We start from the raw sequence: 22485 nt of genomic DNA on the forward strand, positions 1-22485 counted from the left end.
GCATGTGGCCCGTCTTCGTCGTAGCCGCGAAGGACCTCCGGCAGCGCGCCCGCGACCGCTCCGCCTGGGTGCTCGGTTTCCTGGCTCCGCTCGCGATCGCCGCGCTGGTGAGCTTCGCCTTCGGCGGCGCCGAGACCTTCCACGCCGACGTCGCGGTCGTCGACGAGGACCACGGTGTCCTCGCGCGTACCTTCACCGGCCTCCTGACCAGTCCCGAACTGGCTTCGGTGCTCACCGTCACCGCGGTCGGCGACGCCGCCGACGCCCGCGCCCGGGTCGACCGCGGCGCGGTCGGTGCGGCCGTGGTGATCCCCGCCGGGTTCTCGGCCGCCGCGGGCGGCGCACCGAGCCGCCCGGTCACCGTGCTGACCACAGTGGACAGTCCGCTGGCGGGCCAGGTGGTGCGCTCGGTCGCCGAGTCGTTCGCCGCCCAGCTCGACGCGAACCGGCTTTCGGTGGCGTCAGCGGTCGCCGCCGGGGCGCCGGCAGGCGACCTCACCGCCCGCGCGGCGCAGCTGCGGCTCCCCGAGCAGGTGGTCCGGCAGGCGTCCGGCAGCCGGCCGATCTCCGGCGTCGAGTACTTCGCGCCGGCCATGGGGATCTTCTTCCTCTTCTTCGCCATGGGGTTCGGCGCCCGGGGCTACTTCCTCGAGCTCCGGGACGGGACGCTCGACCGGATCGCCGTCGCTCCCGGGGGCCGGGGCGCCGCGCTGGCCGGCAAGTCGCTCGCCACCTTCGCCTACAGCGTCGCCGGCCTCGGCACGGTCTGCCTGGTGACCTCGATGGCGTTCGGCGCGGACTGGGGACCGCTGCCGGCCGTCGCCGTCTTGATCTTCGCGGTCGCGTTGAGCGTCGCGTGCCTGACCGCGTTCGTCATCACGGTGTCCCGCACCGAGCGCCAGGCCGACGGCCTGGCCGCGATCCTCACGTTCGGGCTGGTGCTCGTCGGCGGGCAGTTCGTGTTCGCCGGGACCGGACCCGAGCTCGTGCGGCGGCTGGCGCTGTTCACCCCGAACGGCTGGGCGCTGCGGGGGTTCACCGATCTGGCCGGCGGCGCGCCCGGGACCAGCGTGGCCGTGCCCGTCCTCGCGATCCTGGCGTTCTGCGCGCTGCTCGCCCTCGTGACCGGCGTCCTCCAGCGGCGGGCGGTGCGCCGATGACCGTCATCACCATCGCGGCCACTTCCCTCGCCCGGCTGCTGCGCGACCGGGTCGCCGCGTTCTTCATGATCCTGTTGCCGCTGGTCGTGATCCTCGTGATCGGCGCGACCGTCGGCGGTCCCACCACCCCGCGGGTCGGCGTGGTCACCGCCGCGGGGCCGCTGGCCGCCGGGCTCACCCAGGTCTTGGACAGCTCCGACGACCTGCGGGCGACCGCGTTCGCCGACGAGCGGGCCGCGCGGGATTCGTTGCGCCGCAACGAACTGGATGCCGTCCTGGTCATCCCCGCCGGATTCGACGCGGCGCTGGCGAGCGGCGGCACCGCCCGGCTGCCCCTGCTGACCGGTGGGACCACGGGGGGCGGGCAAAGCGCGTGGCAGGCGGTGTCCGCGGCGGTGGCGCGGCACGCGAAGACCCTGCAGGCGGCGGGATTCGCCGCGGCGGTCGCCGGGGGCACCGTGACCGGCCGGCTGCCGCTGGCCACCGCGGTGGCCGGTCAGGTGCCCGCGACGGTCGTGGCCGGCGAGGTGGTGAACGGCTCGAGCGACATCCTGCCCGGCGGGTTCGGCTACAGCGCGCCGACCATGCTCGTGCTGTTCGTGTTCGTGAACTCGCTCGCCGCCGGCGCCGCCATGGTGCAGACGCGGCGCCTCGGCGTCCACGCCCGGGTGCTGGCCGCGCCCGTGCGGGCGCGGGAGATCGTCCTCGGCGAGGCCCTCTGCCAGCTCGGGCTCGCGCTGCTGCAGTCCGCGCTGATCGTCACCGCGGGCGCGGTGCTGTTCGGGGTGCGCTGGGGTGATCCGTTCGCCGCCGCCGTGCTGGTCGTGACGTGGGCGGTCGTGGGCACCGGGGCCGGCCTGCTCGCCGGCACCCTGTTCCGCACGCCCGAGCAAGCGTCCGCGCTCGGCACGACGTTCGGCGTCGGCCTCGGGATGCTCGGCGGCTGCATGTGGCCGCTGGAGATCGTGCCGGGGGCGGTGCGCGCACTGGGCCACCTCACCCCGCACGCCTGGGCGGTCGACGCCTGGACGACGCTGCTTTCGCGGGGCGGCGGGCTCGTGGACATCCTGCTCCCGCTCGGGGTGCTGACCGCGTTCGCGGCGCTGCTGCTGGCCTTGGCGTCGTGGCGGCTGAACCGGGCACTGACCACCTGAGGCGGACGGTGGACGCGGCCCCTCAGGGGGTGCGGCGGCGCAGGGTGGCCGCGCCGAGCAGGAGGGCGACCACGCCGCAGCCGGCGATGATCGCGACGTTGCGGACCAGCGTCCCGTCGATCTCGGCCGAGCGCGTGACGTGCGTGAGCGCGTCGACGGCGTACGACAGCGGCATGACGTCCGACAGCGCGCTCAGCACCCAGCCCATGTCCCCGCGCGGGACGAACAGGCCGCACAGCAGGAACTGCGGCAGCACGAACACCGGCAGGAACTGGATCGCCTGGAACTCCGTGCGGGCGAACGCGCTGACGAACAGCCCCAGCGCCGTGCCGAGCAGCGCGTCCAGCACGACGATGAGCAGCAGCGTCCAGACCGAGCCGGCGATGTCGAGGCCCAGCCAGGTCAATGAAATTCCGGCGGCGACGACGACCTGCAGGGTGGCGAGCAGGCCGAACGCCAGTGCGTAGCCGAGCAGCAGGTCGAGCTTGCCGATCGGCATCGTCATCAGGCGCTCGAGCGTTCCGGTCGTGCGCTCGCGCAACGTCGTCACGGAGGTGAGCAGGAACATGATCGTGAACGGGAAGATGCCCAGCAGCGCCGGCGCGATCGCGCTGAAGCGCTGCTCGGAGTTCAGGACGTAGCGCAGCAGGATCATCAGCACGCTCGGCACGCCGATGATGAGCGCGACCGTGCGCGGGTCGTGCCGCAGCTGGGTGAGGATCCGGCGCGCGGTGGCCAGGGTGATCGGGGTGCTCATCGGGTCGCTCCTGCCTTGATCAGGCGCAGGAACGCCTGCTCGAGATCGGCCGCGCCGGTCCGCGCGCGCAGGTCCTCCGGCGTGCCCCTGGCGAGCAGCTTTCCCCGGTGCAGCAGGAGGAGGTCGTCGCAGCGCGCGGCCTCGTCCATGACGTGGCTGGAGATCAGCAGGGTCACCCCGGTCGCCGCGAGGTCGTGGAACAGCTGCCAGAGCTCGTCCCGCAGCTCGGGGTCGGAGCCGACGGTCGGCTCGTCCAGCACGAGCAGTTCGGGCGTGCCCAGCAGGGCGACGGCCAGGTTGGCCCGGCCGCGCTGGCCGCCGGAGAGCCGGCCGACCAGCGTGCGGGCCGACCCCGAGAGCCCCGTCTGCGCGATCACCCGGTCCACATCGGACGGACGCGCGCCGAGCACCGCGGCGAAGTAGCGCAGGGCCTCGGTGACGCTCAAGTCCGCGTAGATCGCGGGTTCCTGCGTCGCGTAGCCGATCCGGCGGCGCAGCTCGGGGCTGCCCGCCGGCCGGCGCAGCACCGTCACCTGCCCCGCGTCGACGATCTGCACGCCGACGATCGAGCGCATGAGAGTGCTCTTGCCGCAGCCGTTCGGGCCGAGCAACCCGGTGACGGTGCCGCGGCGCACGGAGAACCCGATGTCGCGCAGCACCTCCTGGCCCCCGCGGCGGACGCGCAGGCCCGCCACCTCGATCGCCGTCTCGTCCACGTCGCTCCTCCGCTCTCGACGGATCCATGGTGGGCGCCCGGCCGGCCCGGGACAGGTGGCCGCGGTCCCCGGCGCCGGTGACTTTCGTCCCCGGCGCGACAGCCCCGCGGAAGCCGATGCTCGGGACATGAACAGACCATGGGCCGACGTGCACGAAACCCACATCGGCGCGGTCTTCCTGGTCGGAGACCTGGCCTACAAGCTGAAAAAGCCCGTCGACCTCGGCTTCCTGGACTTTTCGGCACGGAAGACGCGCGAGCGGGTGTGCCACCGCGAGGTGGAGCTGAACCGGCGGCTGGCACCGGACGTCTACCTCGGCGTCGCCGACGTCACCGGCCCGGACGGCGAAGTCCTCGACCACCTGGTCGTCATGCGCCGGATGCCCGAGGACCGGCGGTTGTCCGCGCTGGTCCGCCGTCGGGCGCCGCTGTCCCTGGCGATCCGGCGGCTGGCCCGGCAGCTCGCGGCGTTCCACTCCCGGGCCGCGCGCGGGCCGGAGATCGACGCCGACGAGACCCGCGACGCGGTCCGCGACCGGTGGCGGGACAGCTTCGAGCAGGTCCGGCCGTTCCACGGCGCGGTGCTCGACCCGGCCACCGCGCTGGAGATCGAAGCCCTCGCCGAGGAGTTCCTGGCCGGCCGCGAGCCGCTGTTCGAGCGGCGGATCGCCGAAGGGCACGTCGTCGACGGGCACGGCGACCTGCTCGCCGACGACGTCTTCTGCCTCGACGACGGCCCCCGGGTCCTGGACTGCCTGGAGTTCGACGACCGCCTCCGGCACGTCGACGTCCTCGACGACGTCGCGTTCCTGGCCATGGACCTCGAGCGCCTCGACGCGCCCGAACTGGGTGCGCAGCTGCTGCTCGACTACCGCGAGTTCAGCGGCGACCCCGCTCCCCCGGCGCTGGTGCACCACTACCTCGCCTACCGCGCGTTCGTCCGGGTCAAGGTGGCCTGCCTGCGCCACGCACAGGGCGACCCCGAAGCGGCCGCGCTGGCCCGCGAGTACGCCGAGCTCACGCTGTGGCACCTGCGGCTCGGCCGGGTGCGCCTGGTCCTCGTCGGCGGAGAGCCCGGCACGGGCAAGTCGACGATCGCCGGCGGGCTGGCCGACCGGCTCGGCGCCACGCTGCTGCAGTCGGACCGGCTGCGGAAGGAGCTGGCCGGGCTCGCGCCCGTCCGGCGGCCCGCCGAGGGCTACCGGCAAGGCCTCTACGACGCGGGCCACACGGACGCGACCTACGCGGAGCTCGTGCGCCGCGCCGGTGAACTGCTGGCCCTCGGCGAGTTCGTGGTGCTGGACGCGTCCTGGAACGCCGCCCGGCACCGCGCGCTCGCCGCCGAAGTGGCCGGCCGGACGGACACCCCGCTCCTCGCCGTGCGCTGCCAGGCCCCCGAAGAGACCGCGGCGCGGCGGATCACGACCCGCTCCGGCGCGCTGTCCGACGCCACCCCGGAGATCGCGCACCGGATGGCCGCGGACGCCGACCCGTGGCCCGAAGCGCACCCACTGCCGACGACCGGCACCCCGGCCGAGACGCTCGCGCGGGCGGTCGCGGCCCTGGTGCCGGAGCACCGAAAGTCCCCCGGGCAGAGGCACTCCGACTCTCCCGGCGCCCGACGCCGCGGTGCGAAGGTCGAACCCGAAGACACCCACGATCCCGAGGAAGGCCGATGATGGAGCGAGGACTCCCGGACGAGTTCACCGTCAAGACCGCGGTCGCGATGGCCGTCCGCGCACCGTCGGTGCACAACTCCCAGCCGTGGTACTGGCGGATCGGGCACAGCTCGCTGCACCTCTACGCCGACGAGGACCGCCGGCTGCCCGAGACCGACCCGGACGGCCGCGACCTGATCCTCAGCTGCGGCGCGGCCCTGCACCACCTGCGAGTCGGCTTCGCCGCGCTCGGCTGGGCCGCGCAGGTGCACCGGCTGCCGAACCCGGACGAGCCCGCCCACCTCGCCGCGATCACGCTGCAGCGGCACGATCCGTCGCAGGACGAGATCGCGATGGCGGCGGCGATCCCGCGGCGGCGCACCGACCGGCGCCGGCACAGTTCGTGGTCCGTGCCGCGCAGCTACGTCGAAGCGATGGCCAAAGCCGCGGCGCTGGAAGGCACCGTCCTGCGCGCCGCCGACAACTCGGCGCGCTACTACCTGGCGACGGCGATCGAGGAGGCCTCGCGACGGCACGCCGGCGATCCCGCCTACCGCACCGAGCTGGCAGCCTGGAGCGGCCGCCACATCGCGCCGGACGGCGTGCCCGCGCGCAACACCCCGGCACCGGACGACACGCCGGGCGCGCTGCGGGGCCGCCCGTTCGCCGACCCGATGCTCACCCAGCCGCCGGACGCCAAGGCCGAAGACGACGAGACCGTGCTGCTGGTGCTGAGCACCGCCTCCGACGACCGGATGTCGCGGCTGCGCGCCGGCGAAGCGACCAGCGCCGTGCTGCTCACGGCGAACGCCTACGGCCTGTCCTCGTGCCCCCTGACCGAGCCGCTGGAGCTGGCCGACGTCCGCGAGAGCGTGACCGAGCACGTCACCGGCGGGTCGTTCCCGCAGATGGTGCTGCGCATCGGCTGGGCACCCGCCAACGCCGACCCGCTGCCCGCGACGCCGCGGCGCGACCTCGCCGACGTGCTGCAGCCGCTCGAGGCGGCCCCCAAGCACTTCCAGTCCCGCTAGGAGAGGAGCCGTCATGCCGTACTGGAACCACCCGGGAACCATGGGCTGGGCCGGCTGGGCCGGTGGCATCGGCATGCTCGTGCTGATGGTGCTGGTCCTGGCCGCGCTCGTCAGCCTCGTCGTGGTCTTCGCGCGCCGGGCGCCGCAGCCACCGCCCCCGGTCGACCCCGCCCGGCGCATCCTCGACGAGCGGTTCGCCCGCGGCGAGATCGACCAGGAAGAGTACGAACGCCGGCGCGACGCCCTCACCCGGGCGAGCTGACCGTGCGCGGGCAGGCGATCGTCGTCGCGCTGGGGTGCGGGCTCGCCCTCGCCGGGTGCGGGGCCGACCAGGGAGCGTCGCCGTCGACCAGTACGCCGCTCTCGGCTTCGGTGCTCCCGGCACCGGTGACCACCACGGCCACCACGCCGGCTCCGGCGACGACCACCCCCGCGAAGCCGGCACCGTCCTCGACGGCGCCGGCGACCCCGGCGTGTACGGAAACTTCGGGCTGGCGCACGGATCCGCGCGGCTCGGACACGATGAGCCGGGACGCGCTCTACCTGGTGCGTGCCGGGCGGCACGCCTGCTTCGACCGCGTGGTCTTCGACGTCAACGGCCCGGCCGCAGCCGGGTACGCCGTCCAGTACGTCCCCGTGGTCACCTCGGACCCGAAGGGCGACCCGCTGCCGGTCCCCGGCGGCGCCGCGCTGGAGATCGTCGTCCGGGCACCCGCGCTGGGCAGCGACGACGCCGGGCACCAGCCCGGGCGGGTGCTCGCCGCGGTCGGCGACACCCTCGTGAACACCCCGGACTGGCCGTCCCTGCGGGCCGTGCGCTTCGCCGGTTCGTTCGAAGGCCAGAGCACCTTCGCCGCGGGAGTCCGCGCGAAGCTGCCGTTCCGCGTCTTCACCCAGACCGGGCCGCAGGACCAGGTCCGCCGGGTGGTCGTCGACATCGCCCACTGAGAGGACGTCATGGACCGGCTCAGCCCACTGGATGCGGCGTTCCTCGAGATCGAGGACGAAGACCCCAGCTCGTCGCTGGCCATCGCCTCGGTGGCGATCGCCGAAGGTCCCGCGCCCGCGCAGGAGGAGTTCACCGCCGCCGTGCTCGCGCGCCTGGCCGGGATTCCCCGGTACCACCAGAAGGTGCGGACGGTGCCGTTCGACCTCGGGCCGCCGGTCTGGGTGGACGACCCCGAGTTCGACCCGGCCGCGCATTTCGGCCGGGTCTCGCTCCCCGCGCCGCACGACCGGGCCGCGCTGAACGAACTGGTCGCGCTCCTGATGGGCGAGCGGCTCGAGCGCGAGCGGCCGCTGTGGGAGTTCTGGGTGATCGAGGGCCTGCCGGACGGGCGCTGGGCCATCCTGTCCAAAGTGCACCACGCGCTCGCCGACGGGCTCGCGGCGACCCGGCTCCAGACGATCCTGTTCGGGACGACCCCGGCCGCCCCGGAACCCGCGGCCGAGGCACCCGATCCCGGCGGCGTGAACCTGCTGCTGGACGCGGCGGGCAAGCTGCTGCGCACCCCGTGGGACCAGGCGCGGCTGCTGCTGCGCCAAGCCCGGCACCCGAACCGGCTGGCCCGCCGCGTCAGCGACGTCGCCCTCGGCCTCGCGTCGATGGCCTCCGCGCTGCTGCCCGCGTCCCCGAGCCCCCTCACCGGACCACTCGGCCGCGACCGGCGCTACTCGACCGTTTCGGTGCCGCTGGCCGAGGTCAAAGCCGTCGCCCGGGCGTTCGACGTCACGGTGAACGACGTGCTGCTGGCCGCCGTCACCGGCGGGCTCCGCGAACTGCTGCTGCAGCGCGGGGAAACCCTCGCCGCCGACAGCGTGCGGTCCCTGGTACCGGTGTCGGTGCGGACCGGCACGGACCTCGACAACGAAGTTTCGCTCCTGCTGCCGCTGCTGCCGGTCGACCTGGCCGACCCGGTGCAGCGCCTGCTCCGGATCCACCACCGGCTGGGCACGCTGAAGGCGGGCACGGAAGCCGCGGCCGGCGCCCTGCTCACCGCGACGGCCGCCCGCGAGCCGTTCGCCCCGGTGGCGTGGGCGATCCGGGCCGCCGCGCACCTGCCGCAGCGCAACATCGTGACGGTCACGACGAACGTGCGCGGGCCGGCGGAACCGCTCTCCGCGCTCGGGCGGCCGATCGTCGAGATGTACCCGTACGTCCCGATCGCTTTGCGGGTGCGGATCGGCGTGGCGATGCTCAGTTATGCCGGGCAGGTGACGTTCGGGATCACTTCCGATGCTGACGCGGTGCCGGAGACCGATGTGCTCGTGAAGGGGATCGAGCGGGAGATCCAGTCCCTGCGGGGCGCCGCGCGCTGAGCTGCTGGGACCCTTCCGGATGTCATGAACGGGTCGTTCACCTCGCCAGACGTCATGAACAGGGCTCCGGCAAAGTCGCGTCGGTGCAGTCCGCAGGGTTGCGCCAGCGTCCTGGCTCGTAAATCGAGGTGACCGTGGGCGCGCGGTAGCGCCCCCGGCGCAGCGCAGCGGAGCCGGGGCCTGGACCTGGGCCCGGGTGGTGGGCTAGGCGGCGTGAGGTCGCAGGGTGACGTGCTGGCCGGTGAGGCGTTCGAGGTCACGGATGAGGGTGCGGCGGCGACGTTGCGTGGTGTACCGGTCGGCGTAGTAGCCCTGGCCGAGGTCCTGGTAACGGGCTCCGGGGTCGGACAGCAGATGCCAGATGATCTTGAGGACGGAGTTGCCGACGGCGGTGATGGCGCGTTTCTTGCCGCGGCGGCGCACCAGACGCCGGTAGCGTTCCCCGAGGAAGGTGCGGGTGCGAGAGAGACCGGCCACGACTTCGCCCAGGGTCCCGGCCAGCCACGGGTTGCCTTTGCCGGTGGAGCCGTAGCCGGTGGTAGCGGCGGACTGATGCGCGATCGGGGCGAATTTGGCCCACGAGACCAGATGCCCCGGGCTGGGGAACCGGGTCATGTCGACCCCGATCTCGGCGATCAGTTCCTGGGCGGAGATGATCCCGATCCCGGTAATCTCATCCAGCCGCTGCGCGGCGGCGCGAAAGGGAGCCATCGCCTCCTCGATCGCGGCGTTGACCTTCTCGACATCGGCGCTGATCCGGTCGATCCGGTCGATCATCGTGCGGGTCAGGAACGCATGGTGGTCGGTGAAATGCCCGGTCAGCGCCTCTTCCAGTACCCCGATCTTGGTGCGCATCCGGGTCCTGGCCAGCTGCGCCAGCACCCGCGGGTTCCGTTGCCCGCCGATCATGGCCTCCAGCATCTCCCGGCCGGAGACACCCAGGATGTCGCTGATCACGCTGGAGAGTTTGATCTGGGCGTCTTCCAGCAGTTTCTCCAGCCGTTGCTTCTCCCGGGTCCGGTCCTGGATCAGGGTGCGGCGATACCGGGTCAGATCCCGCAGCTGCCGGATCGGGGCGGGATGGACCAGGCTGGGCCGGCACATCCCGCGCTCGACGACCTTGGCCAGCCAGACCGCGTCCAGGGTGTCGGTCTTCGGGCGGCCGGGCAGATGCTTGACGTGCTTGGGGTTGAGCAGCCAGCAGTCGAACCCTTCGGCTTCCAGCAGGTAGAACACCGGCTTCCAGTAGGAACTGGTGGCCTCCATCGCCACCAGGGTCACCCGCTCGGCCCGCAACCAGTCCGCCAGTTCCAGCAACGACCGGGAAAACGTGTCATAGGAGCGGACCTCCTGCTGGCGTCGGCCCGGCCGGTCCGAGGGCACCCGCACACACGCGACCAGACCGGCCTTGCCCAGATCCACCCCGGCCACGCGTTCGATGATCTGGTCGAGTTCGTCCACCTCTTCCACGACTCACCTCGCTTCGGTCTCGCATCAGCGACAACGGCGGTCACCCGGGGAGCCAGGGATGTGAGCCAAAGCCGGGCTCGCGTGCTCGAAGCAACAATGCAGGACCCTCAACGACTCCCAGCGTCAGACTGAATGACGGCCTTGACCCAGCGCCAAGGACACACGACGTCACGCAGGCGACCAGACACGATTTTCACCCCAGCACGGACGTCCCGCCAGGGACACCAACGACTGAATGACTCATTCAGGTCCTTGGAGGTCCTGAATGAGTCATTCAAGACGTGGGGCGAGCGGGTCACCGGCGGCAGAGTGGCCCGGCCGTGTGACTTTGCCGGGACCCGGCCCGCACGACATGACCTTTCAGGCCCGCTCGGCCGCCGCGGCGAACTCCTCCGCCAGGGCCTCCACCAACGCCTCCGGGTCCGGGATCAGCTTCCGGTCCGTGCCGAACCCGAAGCGGACCTCGCCGGCGTAGCTGAAGATGCAGATCGTGATCGCCTGGCGGCCGCTGCACGGTGCCCAGCCGACGATGCCCTCGACCGGTGCTCCCGCCAGCGTCATCGGGGTGCGCGGGCCCGGCACGTTCGTGAGCACGCCGACGGCCTTGCCGGCGAAGAACCGGCTCGCCGGCAGGCCCAGCGCCGCCGGGCCCCGCGCGATCGCGTACTGCACCCCGAAGGTCAGCACCGGCTCGTACGAGTCGCGGATGCGGGCGACCCGGCGGTGCACTTCGGCGAGGCGCTCGGCGAACGTCCGGCGGCCGAGGGGCAGCTGGGCCAGCACGAGCGAGAAGTGGTTGCCCAGCGTCGCCGGCAGCTCGTCGTCGAACGACGACAGGCTCACCGGGATCAGCCAGCCGAGGTCGGACGGGTCCGGGCGGGCGATGCCGTGGGCGGCGAAGTACCGGTCGAGCGCCCCGGTCACGAGCGCGGTGCAGACGTCGTTGAGCGTCGTTCCGGTCTCGTGCCCGATCCGGGCGAGGGTGAGGAGCGGAACCGGGTCGCCCCAGGCGGCGGTCTTCTCGACCCCTGGTTCGCCGTCCCACAAGCCGGTGGCGGTCGAGGGTCCGAGCAGCTCGCCGACGCCGGTGGCGCTGTGCCAGAGGGTCGTCGCCGCACCGGCGGCCGTGTCGACCGCCCGGCGCGGGCCACCGCTCAACGCCGACGACACGAACCCGGCGGCGGACCCCGCTGCTCCCGCGACCGCCGACGCGCCGAGAACCGGTAGCGCCACCGCGGACTCCAGCACCGGGTGCACCCGGGCGGCCTGCTGCCGGGCCTTCTCACCCGCGTCACCGAGCGCGCGCAGCACCGCCGCGCCGAGCCGGACGACCGGCTGGGCCACGGCTTCCCGGTGCGGCGCAGCGCCACCCACCTTCGCGTGCGGCGCGGTTTCGCCGTCGACCGGGTCCAGGAGGCTGAACAGGACCTGCGTGAGGCGGATCCCGTCCGCCATCGCGTGGTGCGTGCGGGAGACCAGCGCGCTGCCGCCGCGGTAGTCCTGCAGCAGATCGATGGTCCACAGTGGATGCTTCGGGTCGAGCGGCTCGCTCCGCCGCGTGGCGACGAACTCCTGCAGCGCCGCTTCGCCGGCGCCCTCCGGGAGGTTCCGCACGACCAGGTGGTCGCCGAGGTCGAAGCCGGGATCGGTTTCCCAGGACAGGGTCCGTCCGTGGGCCACGGGTCGCTGGCAGTACACCGGGTAGCGCGCGAGCAGCCGGTCCGAGACGACCGACCGCAGCCGCGCCGGATCGACCGGGGTCCGCGTCCAGAGCACCGACGTGACGACCATCAGGTTCTCCGGCCGGTCCAGGTGCAGCCACAGGCTGTCCTGCGCGGGGATCCGGCGGTGCGGGCCCGCCGGCCTTCTCGTGTTCGGCACGGGTCCACTCTCCGTCCGCGCGAAGTCGCCGGGAAAGGGCCGGAAGTCCTCCGTGCGGACCGCCGAGGACCCTGCCTCGCGCACTCTTCCGGCCGCATCGTGGAGGCACCCTCGAAACCCTGGAGCATCGGAGAGACTCATGTCCCCCACCCACGTCGTCGTGCTGGGCAGCGGGTTCGCCGGGCTGGAAACCACGTTCGCGCTGCGCGCGCTCGCGAGCCCGGAGCAGGTCCGGCTGACCCTGGTCTCCGACCGGGACGACTTCTTCTACCGGCCCGGCGGCAGCTACCTGCCGTTCGGCGCGGCCGAATCACCGCTGCACGTTCCGCTCGCGAAACCGTTGCGGCGCCGGGAAATCGACGTCCGGGTCGCCACGGCCGAAGGCGTCGACACCGCCCGCGGCGTCGTGCACACCTCCCGCGGCCCGGTTCCCTACGACCACCTCGTCGTCGCCACCGGCGCCGCGATGCGGCCTGAGGAAGTGGCCGGCCTGGCCGAGCACGCCCGCACCGTCTGGAAGCCCGGTCAGCTGCACGCGCTCGGCGAACAGCTGCGATGGGTCGCGCAGAACGCGCGGCACGGCCGGCTGCAGCAGGTCCTCTTCCTCGTGCCACCGGGCAACAAGTGGGCCGGACCGCTGTACGAGATCGCGTTGATGCTCGACACCTGGCTGCGCCGCCGCGAAGTCCGCGACAACGTCCAGCTCGCCTTCACCACGTCCGAGCAGAGCTACGTGCAGGCGTTCGGGCCCAAGCTCCACGACGTCGTGGCGGCGGAGTTCGCCGAGCGCGGCGTCGACGGCCGCACGGGAGCGTCGCCGGACAAGGTCAGCGAGCTCGAGATCGCCTACACCGACGGCACCGCGCAGGAGTTCGACCTGCTGGTGACGTTCCCGCCGTACGTCGCCGCCCATCGCTTCGACGGCCTCCCGGCCGACGACCGCGGCTTCCTCGTCTGCGAGGAAAGCACGCGCCGGGTCCTCGGCCACCCGAACGTGTACGCCCCCGGTGACGCCGGCGACTTCCCCGTCAAACAGGCCTTCCTGGCGCTGCGCCAAGCCCAGGCGGTGGCCGGGCAGATCGCCGCGGACGTGGGCGCGCACCTGCCGGGGCCCGGGTTCGAGCCGGTCGGCATGTGCGTGCTGGAGATGTTCGACAAGGCCACCTTCGCCCAGGTGCCCCTGTCGGTCACCGGTGACCCGGCGAACCCGGTGGTGGTCGACCCGAAGGCGCTCGACGCCTACCGCGTCGGCACTTCGCCGGTCTGGCGGCTGGGCAAGAAGGCCCTCGGGACGTACGTGACCGGGCGGTTCCGGGCCGGGCTGCCGGTGCACGCCGGCACGGGCTGGGACGCCATGGAGCTCGGCCTGCGCGGAGCGACGCGCTGGCTGGCCCGGTGAGCCACCGGTTGCTCCTGGTCCCGGCCGCTGCGGCGGCCGTGGCGGTGTACGCGGTCGGCGACGTGCTCTCGACCCTACGGTACGACGGCTACCGCGCCGCCGACCAGGCGATCAGCGAACTGAGCGCCTTCGGGTCACCCGTCCGGCCGCTGATGGTGACCGCGATCCTCGTCCACAACGCGCTGCTGCTCGGCTTCGGAGTCGGCCTGCTCAGGGCGGCCCGGAGCCGGAGCGCGTGGTGGATCGGCGTTTTGCAGATCGCGGACGTCGTCCTGGTCGGCATCGCGACCCACACGTTCTGGGCGATGAGCTCACGCGGAAGTCAGCCGGGGTTCAACGACGTCATGCACATCGCCTTGTCGGGCGTGTTCAGCGTGCTCGTGATCGCGATGGTGGTCCTCTCGGCCGTCGCGTACCCCGGCTGGTTCCGCGGCTACGCGCTCACGACGGCGATCGTGGTGGCGGGCTTCGGCATCGCGGCCGCACTGGCGATGCGCGGCCTGGCTCGGAACGACACCCCGTGGGCCGGCGCCTTCGAGCGGATCAACGCCTACGCCTACTTCGCCTGGCTCGTGGTCCTCGCCGTCGTGGCGGCCCGCCACGAGCCGCGGCCGTCGCCGGCACCGGAAATCCGTGAAGGCCACCTTCAGGAACGTTGAGTTCCTCAAGGTGGCCTTCACGAACCGGCGCGTCAGCGGGGTGCGGGGACAGGAACCACGGGTTCGCCGTTGGGCGCCGCCTTGACCTCGGGGGTGGCCGCGGCCGCCTCGCGGGCCAGGAACGTGCCCAGCTCGCCGATCGTGCTCATCAACGGTGCCGGGAAGACCACCGTGCTGTTGTGGTCGACGCCGATCTCCATCAGCGTCTGCAGGTTGCGCAGCTGCAGCGCCAGCGGGTGCGCCATCATCGTGTCCGACGCCGCCCCGAGCGCCGCCGCGGCCTGGGCTTCGCCCTCCGCGTTGATGATCTTGGCTCGCTTCTCCCGCTCGGCCTCGGCCTGCTTGGCCATGGCCCGCTTCATCGACTCCGGCAGCTGGATGTCCTTCAGCTCCACCAGGGTCACGTCGACGCCCCACTCGGACGTGGTCACGTCGAGGATCTGCCGGATGTCCGAGTTGATCTTGTCGGTTTCGGCCAGCGTCTCGTCCAGGGTGTGCTGGCCGACGACCTTCCGCAGCGTCGTCTGGGCGATCTGGTCGATCGCGGCGTAGACGTTTTCGATCGCCACCACCGACTTCGTCGCGTCCACCACGCGGAAGTACGCCACGGCCGAGACGTCGACGCTGACGTTGTCGCGCGTGATGATGCCCTGCGACTGGATCGGCATCGTGACGATCCGCAGGGACACCCGGCGCAGCACGTCGATCACCGGGATGATGAACCGCAGCCCCGGCTCGCGCACGCCGACGACGCGGCCCAGCCGGAACAGCACACCCTTCTCGTACTGCTTGACGATCCGGATCGACAGCGCCAGCAAGACGATGACGACCGCGGCGATGATCAGCCACACGGTCATGACGCCACTCCTTCCATTTGCCCGCTCCAGCGGTCGGAGCGGCCCGCGGTCATCAGGTCGACGACCGTTTCCTTGGTCAGCTCGCCGGTGGCGTACACGCCCGCCAGCCGGCCGAGGTACAGCACCGCGATGCGGTCGGCCACGTCGAAGACGTCGTTCATGTTGTGCGACACCACGACGACGCCGAGCCCGCGTTCGGCCAGCCGGCCGACGAGCTCCAGCACGACCTCGGTCTGCTGGACGCCGAGCGCCGCGGTCGGCTCGTCCATGATCACCAGTTTCGAGTGCCACAGCACGGCTTTGGCGATCGCCACCGCCTGGCGCTGGCCGCCCGAGAGGGATCCGACCGGCTGGCGGACGGACGTCACCGTCGTGACGCCGAGGCTGTGCAGGGTCTCCTTCGCGGCCAGCTCCATGGCGTCCTCGTCGAGCGTCACGCGACGGAGCTTTTCCCGGCCCAGGAACATGTTCTGCACGATGTCGAGGTTGTCGCAGAGCGCGAGGTCCTGGTACACCGTCTCGATGCCGAGTGCGGCGGCGTCGCGCGGGGTGCGGATGCGCACTCGCCGCCCCTGCCACGTGAGCGTCCCGGCGTCCGGGACATGGATGCCCGCGATGCACTTGATCAGCACGGACTTGCCCGCGCCGTTGTCGCCGACCAGCGCGGTCACCTGCCCGGCCGGGATGTCGAGGTCGACCCCGGCCAGCGCCTGCACGGGCCCGAACTTCTTGGTGACGCCCCGGACGCTCAACAGCGGCGCGGTGGTCACGGCGTCAGGCCTTTCCCGGCGTGACCTCGGCCAGCCGCTTGCCCAACGCGCTCTCCGGCGCCCGGGCCGGCGGCGGGATCACGGCCACCGGGCAGGTCGCGTGCCGCAGGCAGGCGCTGCTCACCGAACCGGCGAGCGCCGCGCGCAGCTTGCCCTTGCCGTGGCTGCCGACCACCAGCATGGTCGCGTCCTTCGCCCGGTCGACCAGGATCCCGGCGGGATCGCCGTCCGGGGCCAGGCAGCGCGCGTTCACCCCGCCGAGGTCCTTCGTGACCGTGGCGACGAGCTTTTCGAGCTCGTGGAAGTGCACCCGCCGGGCCTCTTCGAGCGTCCGGTTCACCGAGGCGTCGTCGAGCATGGCGTCGTGCGTCCACACCGTCACGACCTCCAGTCCGGCGCCACTGGACGCCGCTTGGCCGGCCGCCCACAGGAGTGCGGCCATGCCCGCGTCCGAACCGTCGACGCCGACCACGATCCGGCCCTTCCCGGTTGCTTCGGTCATCACCGCTCCTCTTCGGGTCGCAGGCCCCCTCGATCCCCAGCCAACTCCCTCCGGCCGCGGGGCGAAGCAGGCCTACTACCCGACCTGCGAGGACCAAAGGCCTTCCGCGAGCACCGCCCGTACCGCGGCCGGGATCGCCGCCGCCACCGGGGCCGAAAGCTCCTGTCCCGGCACGAAATCCGTCCCGGTTATCCCGATCACCACGAGCCGTCGCGGCACCAGGCCCAGCGCTTCGCCGAGCCGTACCGCCGCCGCGAGGTCTAGCGTGTGCCCGCCCCGGCCGGCGCCGGCTGGCCAGCCGCCTTCCCCGGTGATCCGCAGGATCTCCCCGGCCGGGGACGTGCTCCGGACCGCGTCGACGAGCACCGCGGGATCGGCGCCGGCCCAGGCGTCGAGGAGCTGCGCCGGGTCCGCGATCCGGGGCACGACCAGCACGCCGGGCAGCGCCGGCAACGCGGCCACCACCGCGGGGCCGATCCCGTCGTCGCCGCCCAGCGGGTTGCCGAGCCCCAGCACGACCGCGGTCACCGGCGGACGACCGTCAGGTCGAGGAAGTGCGTGGCGCAGGAGATGCACGGGTCGTGGTTGCGGATCGCCCGCTCGCAGAACAGCGCGAGGGCGTCGTCGCCGAGGCCGAGCCGCGTGCTCGCGAGCCGGCACAGGTCGTCTTCGATCGCCGCCTGGTTCTGCGACGTCGGCGGGACGATCGCCGCCGCGGTGACGAGCCCGGCCTCGTCGAGGGTGTAGCGGTGGTAGAGCAGGCCGCGCGGTGCTTCGCTGACGCCGTGCCCGGTGCCCGCGCGCGGGGTCACCTCGGCGCACGGCCGGTCGGGCCGCTCGTAGCCGTCGATCAGCCGCAGCGCTTCTTCCACCGCGTACACGACTTCGACGGCACGGACCACGATGGACCGGAAGGGGTTGCGGCACTCCGGCCCGAGCCCGGCTTCGGCCGCCGCTTCGCGCGCCGCCGGGCCGAGCAGCGCCGAGTTGAGCGAGTACCGGGCGAGCGGGCCGGTCAGGTAGCGGCGCCCGTCGAGGCTCGCGTGCAGCGCGGTGGAGTGCGGGACCTGCCGCTCGACGACGTGCGCCGGGAACTCCTCCGCGGGGAAGGCGGCACCGGTGCTCGTGACGACGCTCCCGCGGTCGATCGGGTAGCGCCCGGGCTCGCTCGCCGAGAGCAGGTCGTGGTCGGTCTCGAAGTCGGGGAAGTCGAAGCCGGCCACCCAGCGCACCACTTCGCGGGCCTGGTCGAGCGCGCCCAGCAGCCGTTCGCGCATCGGCGCGAGATCGGCCCGCGCGGGCACCGAGTAGAACCCGCCGACCCGGACGTTCACCGGGTGGATCGCCCGGCCGCCGAGCAGCTCCATCAGCGCGTTGCCGGTCTTCTTGAGCGCCAGCCCGCGTTCGAGGACGCCGCGGTGTTCGCCCGCCATGGCGATGCCGTCGGGGAAGCCGAGGAAGTCCGGCGCGTGCAGCAGGTGGATGTGCAGCGCGTGGCTGGAGATCCATTCACCGCAGTAGACCAGCCGCCGCAGGTCGGCGAGCGGCCCGTCGAGCGTGACGCCGCACGCGGCCTCCAGTGCGTTGCACGCGCTCGTCTGGTAGGCCACCGGGCAGATGCCGCAGATCCGCGAGGTGATGTCCGGCGGCTCGGTCCAGGCCCGGCCGCGCAGCAGCGCCTCGAAGAAGCGGGGTGGTTCGTAGATGTTCAGCTCGGCGGTGTGCACCCGGCCGTCCTCGACGACGAGCCGCAGCGCGCCTTCGCCTTCGACGCGGGCGATCGCGTTCACCGCCAGCCGGCGCGCGGTCACCGCCGCTCCCAGGACACCGCGGCGAAGTCGGGCGCGGCCGCGTTGAAGGTGGCGAAGACGCGGCCGATGGCGTCCTCGCCCATCCCGCAGGTCCGCAGGATCGGCAGCAGGGCCGCGGTGTTCGGCTTCGCCATCGGCCCGAAGCACCCGAAGCAGCCGCGGCGGTGCGCCGGGCACAGCGCGCCGCACCCCGCGTGGGTGACCGGCCCGAGGCACGGTGTGCCGTCGGCGACCGTCACGCAGGTGAGGCCGCGGCGCTTGCACTCGGTGCACACGCTGGTGTCGGGCAGGTCGGGTTTGCGCCCGGCGAGGAACGCGGCGAGGGTCTCCAGCAGCTGGCCGCGGTCGATCGGGCAGCCGCGCAGCTCGAAGTCCACCGGCACGTGCGCGCTGATCGGGGTCGAAGTGTCCAACGTGGACAGGTACTCCGGGTTCGCGTAGATCGACGCGGCGAACTCGGCGACGTCCCCGAAGTTCCGCAGGGCCTGGATGCCGCCGCTGGTCGCGCACGCGCCGATCGTGACGAGCACCCGGGACTGTGCGCGGACCTCGCGGATCCGCCGTTCGTCGGCCGGGGTGGTGATCGAGCCTTCGACGAGCGAGACGTCGTACGGGCCGGGCAGCACCGCGCTGGTCGCTTCGGTGAAGTAGGCGATCTTCACGCGGCCGGCGAGGTCGAGCAGCTCGTCCTCGCAGTCGAGCAGCGTGAGCTGGCAGCCGTCGCAGGAGGCGAACTTCCAGACGGCGAGGGTGGGCAGGCTCATGTCACAGCTCCCGGACCAGGAGGAGGGGTTCGGCTTCGGCGTAGGACACGACCGGGCCGTCGCGGCACAGCAGCAACGGGCCCAGCTGGCAGTGCCCGCACAGGGCCGCGCCGCACTGCATGTTCCGTTCCAGCGAGACGCGGATGTCTTCCGGCGCGAGCCCGTCGCGCAGCAGCACTTGGGCGCTGAAGCGCATCATCGGCTCGGGCCCGCAGAGGAACGCCGTGGTCCGGTCGGCGGTCGGCCGCACGCGGGCCAGTGGCTCGGTGACGAAGCCGACCTCGCCGCTCCAGCCGTCGGCCGGCTGGTCGACGGTCCGGTGGACTTCGATCGAGGTCTCCCAGGCCGCGAACTCGTCGCGGTAGAGGAAGTCGCCGGGCGTGCGGGCGCCCGCGACCAGGACCACCCGGCCGTAGGCGGCCCGGTCGGCGAGCACCGCGAGCACGACCGGGCGCAGCGGCGCCAGCCCCACTCCCCCGGCGACGATCACGACGTCGCCGCCGCGCGCCGACTCGACGTCCCACCCGCGCCCGAACGGTCCGCGCACGCCCAGCACGGTGCCCGGCCCGGCGTCGTGCAGGGCGTGGCTGACCGCGCCGACGTCCCGGATCGTCTGCTCGAGCGCACCGTCCGCTGTGGACGGATCGCCGCTGATCGAGATGGCGACCTCGCCGACGCCGCGGGCGTAGAGCATCGTGAACTGGCCGGGCCGGAACCGCGGCAGGCTGCGGCCGGCGGGTACCAGCCGCAGCGTCGCGGTGTCCCGGGTCTGCGGCGTGCGCCGCTCGACCCGGTACGGCACCGGCACCATCGGCTCAGTCACGCCCGCTCCGGTAGAGGTCGAGCAGCCGGGCCCGGGTGCCGCGCAGCCGGTGCGCCAGCACCTCGGCCATCGCGCGGGTCAGGGCGTAGCCGAACACGGGGTCCTCGTCGGCGAGCGCGCGCAGGAGGTTCCCGTCCAGCTCGGCCGCGGTGACGGTGGTGACCGCGCGGGCCCCGAAGTCCCAGCGGTACGGCGGGACGAGCCACGACCAGCCGAGCAGCTCACCGGCACCGAGCGTCTGCACGACGACGTCGCCGCGGCCCGGTACCGTGGTGACGATCTCGACCCGGCCGCTCTCGAGCACCCAGAGCCGGTCGGCCGGGCGGCCTTCCTCGCACAGCCGCTCCCCGGCGGCGAACGCGACCTCGCGGGTGGCGCGGGTCAGCTGGGCGGTCTCCGCGGGCGTCAGGCGGGAGAACGGGGGCAACGCGGTGAAGCGGTCAACCGCCGACACGGCCGGCTCCTTCCCCGGCGAGCCGCGCGGCTTCGGCCGTGATGTCGATCCCGGCCGGGCACCAGGCGATGCAGCGCCCGCAGCCGACGCACCCGGAGGTGCCGAACTGGTCGTACCAGGTGCTCAGCTTGTGGCTCATCCACTGCCGGTACCGGCTGTCCCCCGACTCGCGCACGCTGCCGCCGTGCACGTAGGAGAAGTCGAGCTCGAAGCAGGAAGCCCAGCGCTCGGCCCGCCCGGCGTGCTCGCCGGTGACGTCCGTGACGTCCTCGGTCGTCGTGCAGAAGCAGGTCGGGCAGACCATGGTGCAGTTGCCGCAGGTGAGGCACCGGCTCGCGATCTCCGACCAGACCGGGGACTCGCGCGAGTCCCGCAGCAGCGTCTTCAGGTCACCCGGCGGCATCGCGCGGCCCATCTTCGCCGCGGCGGCCTCGACGTCCGCTCGCGCGCCGTCGACTTCGGCTTCCGCCGCTTCGCGGGTGGTGACCAGCGCGAGGATGCGGTCGCCTTCGGCCGACCCGACGCCGACCACGAACCGGTGGCCGTCGTCGTCGACCCGTTCGGTGAGCGCGAGGTCGTACCCGGCGGTCGCGCCCGGGCCGGTGCCCATGGACGCGCAGAAGCACACTTCGCCGGGTTCGGTGCAGTTCGCCGCGATGGTGAACAGCCCCTGCCGGCGGCGGGCGAACGACCCGCTCGCGGCGAGGACGGTGCCGAGCACGGAGATCGCGGCGAGGTCGCAGGCGCGGACCCCCAGGAAGGCGTACCGCGGCACGTCTTCCTCCGCCGCGGTGTATTCGCCATCGGGGCCGATGTGCCACAGCGGCCGGTGCGGCGGGTGCAGGAAGCGCTTCCACGACTGGGGGCCCGCCGAATGGCCGAACACCGCGGCGTCCGCCCGGCGGCGCAGCCGGTACCGGCCGGGCGCGGTCTCCACCCCCCAGCCGGCGGGCAGTTCGGCCGCCGAGTCCAGCTCGGCCAGCACGATCGCGTCGTCGCGCACCACCGGTCCGACGACGCGGTAGCCCTCGCCGAGCAGGACCTCGACCAGCCGGTCGAGGCCGGCCCGGTCGAGCACACGATGTCCGGCCGCCATCCCGCTCCCCTTTCGCCGTCGTCCAGCCAACCGGGTCCGGCTCGATCACCCAAGGGCCGAAGGTCACCGAGCGGGGAAGTTCGGCTCCCGCCCTGGGGAACTTGGGCCCTACGGGCGAGGCCGACGGATCACCACCATAGAGGAGGAAATCGACGACAGGGAGAAGATGATGACAGTACGGCTCGGGATCAACGGCTTCGGCAGGATCGGGCGGGACATCCTCCGGTGCGTGCTGGAGTCGCCGGACAGCCCGATCGAAGTGGTCGCGGTCAACGACATCACGTCGCCGGAGATGCTGGCGCACCTGCTCGTGCACGATTCCACCTACGGCAGGCTGCGCATCCCGGTGGAAGTCGTCGACGGCGAAGCCCTGCGCGTCGGGGACCACTTGATCCAGGTGACCGCGAAGGCCGATCCCGCGCAGCTGCCGTGGGGCGAGTACGGCGTCGACGTCGTCGTCGAGTCGACCGGCAAGTTCCGCACCCGCGAAGCCGCGGGGGTGCACCTGGCCGCGGGCGCGAAGAAGGTCGTGATCTCCGCACCCGGCAAGGATGTCGACGCGACGATCGTGCTCGGGGTCAACGAAGGCGACTACGACCCCGCGAAGCACCACATCATCTCGAACGCCTCCTGCACGACGAACTGCGTGGCGCCGATGGTGAAGGTGCTGCACTCCGCGTTCGGCATCCGGCGCGGCCTGCTCACCACGATCCACAGCTACACCGGGGACCAGGCCCTGCTGGACCGCCCGCACAAGGACCCGCGGCGCGCGCGCTCGGCGGCGGTCAACGTCGTGCCCACCAGCACCGGCGCCGCGAAAGCGATCGGCCTGGTGCTCCCGGAGCTGGCCGGCAAGCTCGACGGCGTCGCGGTGCGCGTCCCGGTCGAGGACGGCTCGCTGACCGACCTGACGGTGGAGCTCGAGCGCCCGGTGACGGCCGAGCAGGTCAACCACGCGTTCGCCGAGGCCGCCGACGGCGATCTCAAGGGCATCCTGCGCTACACCGAGGCGCCCGTCGTCTCGCGCGACATCATCGGCGACCCGGCGTCGTGCGTGTTCGACGCGGAACTGACCAAGGCCGACTCGCACCTGGCGAAGGTGTTCGGCTGGTACGACAACGAATGGGGCTATGCGACCCGCACGGTGGAACTGGTGGAGCTGATCGGACGCTCGCTCGCCTAGTGCACCGGGTGCCCGCCGGTGG

Annotated in this window: 24 protein-coding genes; 10 read left to right on the forward strand and 14 right to left on the reverse strand. The window is 72.8% G+C overall.

Features of this window, described 5'->3' with window-relative positions; genetic code table 11:
• Positions 1-2 precede the first annotated feature (2 nt).
• The gene (locus H4696_RS13635; RefSeq protein WP_086857880.1) at positions 3-1160 is read left to right on the forward strand and encodes an ABC transporter permease; all 1158 of its coding nucleotides are present in this window, start codon (positions 3-5) and stop codon (positions 1158-1160) included.
• Positions 1157-2314 (forward strand): ABC transporter permease, encoded by a 1158-nt coding sequence (locus H4696_RS13640; RefSeq protein WP_086857881.1) that lies wholly within the window; start codon positions 1157-1159, stop codon positions 2312-2314. The genes H4696_RS13635 and H4696_RS13640 overlap by 4 nt, the downstream gene beginning before the upstream one ends.
• A gap of 22 nt (positions 2315-2336) precedes the next feature.
• Here H4696_RS13640 and H4696_RS13645 read toward each other — a convergent pair whose 3' ends face one another.
• Positions 2337-3071, reverse strand: a complete 735-nt coding sequence (locus H4696_RS13645; RefSeq protein ID WP_086857882.1) for an ABC transporter permease — start codon at positions 3069-3071, stop codon at positions 2337-2339.
• The gene (locus H4696_RS13650; protein WP_086857883.1) at positions 3068-3787 is read right to left on the reverse strand and encodes an ABC transporter ATP-binding protein; all 720 of its coding nucleotides are present in this window, start codon (positions 3785-3787) and stop codon (positions 3068-3070) included. Before H4696_RS13650 ends, H4696_RS13645 begins: the two co-directional genes overlap by 4 nt.
• Positions 3788-3914: 127 nt before the next feature.
• Here H4696_RS13650 and H4696_RS13655 point away from each other — a divergent pair, with 127 nt between their 5' ends.
• From H4696_RS13655 to H4696_RS13665, 3 genes are read left to right on the forward strand one after another with little or no spacing between them, the layout of a single operon-like run.
• Positions 3915-5465: a bifunctional aminoglycoside phosphotransferase/ATP-binding protein gene (locus H4696_RS13655; RefSeq protein ID WP_086857884.1), complete on the forward strand. Its 1551-nt coding sequence runs from the start codon at positions 3915-3917 to the stop codon at positions 5463-5465.
• A complete protein-coding gene (locus tag H4696_RS13660; RefSeq protein ID WP_086857885.1) occupies positions 5465-6475 on the forward strand; it encodes an Acg family FMN-binding oxidoreductase in 1011 nt (336 codons plus the stop codon). The genes H4696_RS13655 and H4696_RS13660 overlap by 1 nt, the downstream gene beginning before the upstream one ends.
• A gap of 13 nt (positions 6476-6488) precedes the next feature.
• Complete coding sequence (locus tag H4696_RS13665; RefSeq protein ID WP_192782300.1) at positions 6489-6737, forward strand: SHOCT domain-containing protein; 249 nt, start codon at positions 6489-6491, stop codon at positions 6735-6737.
• Here the strand turns inward: H4696_RS13665 and H4696_RS13670 are convergent.
• A complete protein-coding gene (locus H4696_RS13670) occupies positions 6721-6975 on the reverse strand; it encodes a hypothetical protein (RefSeq protein ID WP_192782301.1) in 255 nt (84 codons plus the stop codon). The two genes, H4696_RS13665 and H4696_RS13670, sit on opposite strands and share 17 nt — an antisense overlap.
• Positions 6976-6997: 22 nt before the next feature.
• Here H4696_RS13670 and H4696_RS13675 point away from each other — a divergent pair, with 22 nt between their 5' ends.
• Positions 6998-7423: an AMIN-like domain-containing (lipo)protein gene (locus H4696_RS13675; protein ID WP_086864321.1), complete on the forward strand. Its 426-nt coding sequence runs from the start codon at positions 6998-7000 to the stop codon at positions 7421-7423.
• Between the two features lie 9 nt (positions 7424-7432).
• Positions 7433-8794, forward strand: a complete 1362-nt coding sequence (locus H4696_RS13680) for a wax ester/triacylglycerol synthase family O-acyltransferase (RefSeq protein ID WP_086864322.1) — start codon at positions 7433-7435, stop codon at positions 8792-8794.
• Positions 8795-8998: 204 nt separating this feature from the next.
• Here the strand turns inward: H4696_RS13680 and H4696_RS13685 are convergent, their stop codons facing one another.
• Together H4696_RS13685 and H4696_RS13690 are read right to left on the reverse strand one after the other, a co-directional pair.
• Positions 8999-10255, reverse strand: a complete 1257-nt coding sequence (locus H4696_RS13685; protein ID WP_338078659.1) for an IS110 family RNA-guided transposase — start codon at positions 10253-10255, stop codon at positions 8999-9001.
• Between the two features lie 369 nt (positions 10256-10624).
• A complete protein-coding gene (locus tag H4696_RS13690) occupies positions 10625-12145 on the reverse strand; it encodes a WS/DGAT domain-containing protein (RefSeq protein ID WP_158104328.1) in 1521 nt (506 codons plus the stop codon).
• 139 nt (positions 12146-12284) lie between these two features.
• Between H4696_RS13690 and H4696_RS13695 the strand changes: the two genes are divergently transcribed.
• Complete coding sequence (locus H4696_RS13695; RefSeq protein WP_086861440.1) at positions 12285-13544, forward strand: NAD(P)/FAD-dependent oxidoreductase; 1260 nt, start codon at positions 12285-12287, stop codon at positions 13542-13544.
• Positions 13541-14203, forward strand: a complete 663-nt coding sequence (locus tag H4696_RS13700; protein ID WP_158104329.1) for a DUF998 domain-containing protein — start codon at positions 13541-13543, stop codon at positions 14201-14203. The genes H4696_RS13695 and H4696_RS13700 overlap by 4 nt, the downstream gene beginning before the upstream one ends.
• 32 nt (positions 14204-14235) lie before the next feature.
• Here H4696_RS13700 and H4696_RS13705 read toward each other — a convergent pair whose 3' ends face one another.
• The 9 genes from H4696_RS13705 to H4696_RS13745 all read right to left on the reverse strand — a co-directional run bounded on the left by H4696_RS13705 (position 14236) and on the right by H4696_RS13745 (position 21280).
• Positions 14236-15060 (reverse strand): slipin family protein, encoded by an 825-nt coding sequence (locus tag H4696_RS13705; RefSeq protein WP_086861442.1) that lies wholly within the window; start codon positions 15058-15060, stop codon positions 14236-14238.
• Entirely contained in the window at positions 15057-15830 is a 774-nt protein-coding gene (locus H4696_RS13710; RefSeq protein WP_086861443.1) for an ATP-binding cassette domain-containing protein, read from the reverse strand. Before H4696_RS13710 ends, H4696_RS13705 begins: the two co-directional genes overlap by 4 nt.
• A gap of 4 nt (positions 15831-15834) precedes the next feature.
• Positions 15835-16332 (reverse strand): universal stress protein, encoded by a 498-nt coding sequence (locus H4696_RS13715; protein ID WP_086861444.1) that lies wholly within the window; start codon positions 16330-16332, stop codon positions 15835-15837.
• A gap of 75 nt (positions 16333-16407) precedes the next feature.
• A complete protein-coding gene (locus H4696_RS13720; protein ID WP_192782302.1) occupies positions 16408-16860 on the reverse strand; it encodes a hydrogenase maturation protease in 453 nt (150 codons plus the stop codon).
• A complete protein-coding gene (locus H4696_RS13725) occupies positions 16857-18143 on the reverse strand; it encodes a Ni/Fe hydrogenase subunit alpha (protein WP_086861446.1) in 1287 nt (428 codons plus the stop codon). Before H4696_RS13725 ends, H4696_RS13720 begins: the two co-directional genes overlap by 4 nt.
• Positions 18140-18907 (reverse strand): NADH-quinone oxidoreductase subunit B family protein, encoded by a 768-nt coding sequence (locus H4696_RS13730; protein ID WP_086861447.1) that lies wholly within the window; start codon positions 18905-18907, stop codon positions 18140-18142. Before H4696_RS13730 ends, H4696_RS13725 begins: the two co-directional genes overlap by 4 nt.
• Before the next feature lies 1 nt (position 18908).
• Entirely contained in the window at positions 18909-19730 is an 822-nt protein-coding gene (locus tag H4696_RS13735; RefSeq protein ID WP_249027039.1) for an FAD/NAD(P)-binding protein, read from the reverse strand.
• Complete coding sequence (locus H4696_RS13740) at positions 19723-20184, reverse strand: Crp/Fnr family transcriptional regulator (protein WP_211299711.1); 462 nt, start codon at positions 20182-20184, stop codon at positions 19723-19725. The genes H4696_RS13735 and H4696_RS13740 overlap by 8 nt, the downstream gene beginning before the upstream one ends.
• A complete protein-coding gene (locus tag H4696_RS13745) occupies positions 20171-21280 on the reverse strand; it encodes a 4Fe-4S dicluster domain-containing protein (protein WP_086861449.1) in 1110 nt (369 codons plus the stop codon). Before H4696_RS13745 ends, H4696_RS13740 begins: the two co-directional genes overlap by 14 nt.
• A 169-nt stretch (positions 21281-21449) precedes the next feature.
• Here H4696_RS13745 and gap point away from each other — a divergent pair, with 169 nt between their 5' ends.
• Positions 21450-22463 (forward strand): type I glyceraldehyde-3-phosphate dehydrogenase, encoded by a 1014-nt coding sequence (gene gap / locus H4696_RS13750; protein ID WP_086861457.1) that lies wholly within the window; start codon positions 21450-21452, stop codon positions 22461-22463.
• The last annotated feature ends 22 nt before the right edge of the window (positions 22464-22485 follow it).

This window comes from Amycolatopsis lexingtonensis, from assembly GCF_014873755.1.
Taxonomy (GTDB): domain Bacteria; phylum Actinomycetota; class Actinomycetes; order Mycobacteriales; family Pseudonocardiaceae; genus Amycolatopsis; species Amycolatopsis lexingtonensis.

What these genes read in the sequence shown, in the direction of transcription:
- H4696_RS13640 (WP_086857881.1), top strand. Translation starts at nt 1,157, where the DNA reads ATGACCGTCATCACCATCGCGGCCACTTCCCTCGCCCGGCTGCTGCGC.
- H4696_RS13705 (WP_086861442.1), bottom strand. Translation starts at nt 15,060, where the DNA reads ATGACCGTGTGGCTGATCATCGCCGCGGTCGTCATCGTCTTGCTGGCG.
- H4696_RS13715 (WP_086861444.1), bottom strand. Translation starts at nt 16,332, where the DNA reads ATGACCGAAGCAACCGGGAAGGGCCGGATCGTGGTCGGCGTCGACGGT.
- H4696_RS13730 (WP_086861447.1), bottom strand. Translation starts at nt 18,907, where the DNA reads ATGAGCCTGCCCACCCTCGCCGTCTGGAAGTTCGCCTCCTGCGACGGC.
- H4696_RS13655 (WP_086857884.1), top strand. Translation starts at nt 3,915, where the DNA reads ATGAACAGACCATGGGCCGACGTGCACGAAACCCACATCGGCGCGGTC.
- H4696_RS13665 (WP_192782300.1), top strand. Translation starts at nt 6,489, where the DNA reads ATGCCGTACTGGAACCACCCGGGAACCATGGGCTGGGCCGGCTGGGCC.
- gap (WP_086861457.1), top strand. Translation starts at nt 21,450, where the DNA reads ATGACAGTACGGCTCGGGATCAACGGCTTCGGCAGGATCGGGCGGGAC.
- H4696_RS13635 (WP_086857880.1), top strand. Translation starts at nt 3, where the DNA reads ATGTGGCCCGTCTTCGTCGTAGCCGCGAAGGACCTCCGGCAGCGCGCC.
- H4696_RS13695 (WP_086861440.1), top strand. Translation starts at nt 12,285, where the DNA reads ATGTCCCCCACCCACGTCGTCGTGCTGGGCAGCGGGTTCGCCGGGCTG.
- H4696_RS13660 (WP_086857885.1), top strand. Translation starts at nt 5,465, where the DNA reads ATGGAGCGAGGACTCCCGGACGAGTTCACCGTCAAGACCGCGGTCGCG.
- H4696_RS13680 (WP_086864322.1), top strand. Translation starts at nt 7,433, where the DNA reads ATGGACCGGCTCAGCCCACTGGATGCGGCGTTCCTCGAGATCGAGGAC.
- H4696_RS13745 (WP_086861449.1), bottom strand. Translation starts at nt 21,280, where the DNA reads ATGGCGGCCGGACATCGTGTGCTCGACCGGGCCGGCCTCGACCGGCTG.
- H4696_RS13675 (WP_086864321.1), top strand. Translation starts at nt 6,998, where the DNA reads ATGAGCCGGGACGCGCTCTACCTGGTGCGTGCCGGGCGGCACGCCTGC.
- H4696_RS13645 (WP_086857882.1), bottom strand. Translation starts at nt 3,071, where the DNA reads ATGAGCACCCCGATCACCCTGGCCACCGCGCGCCGGATCCTCACCCAG.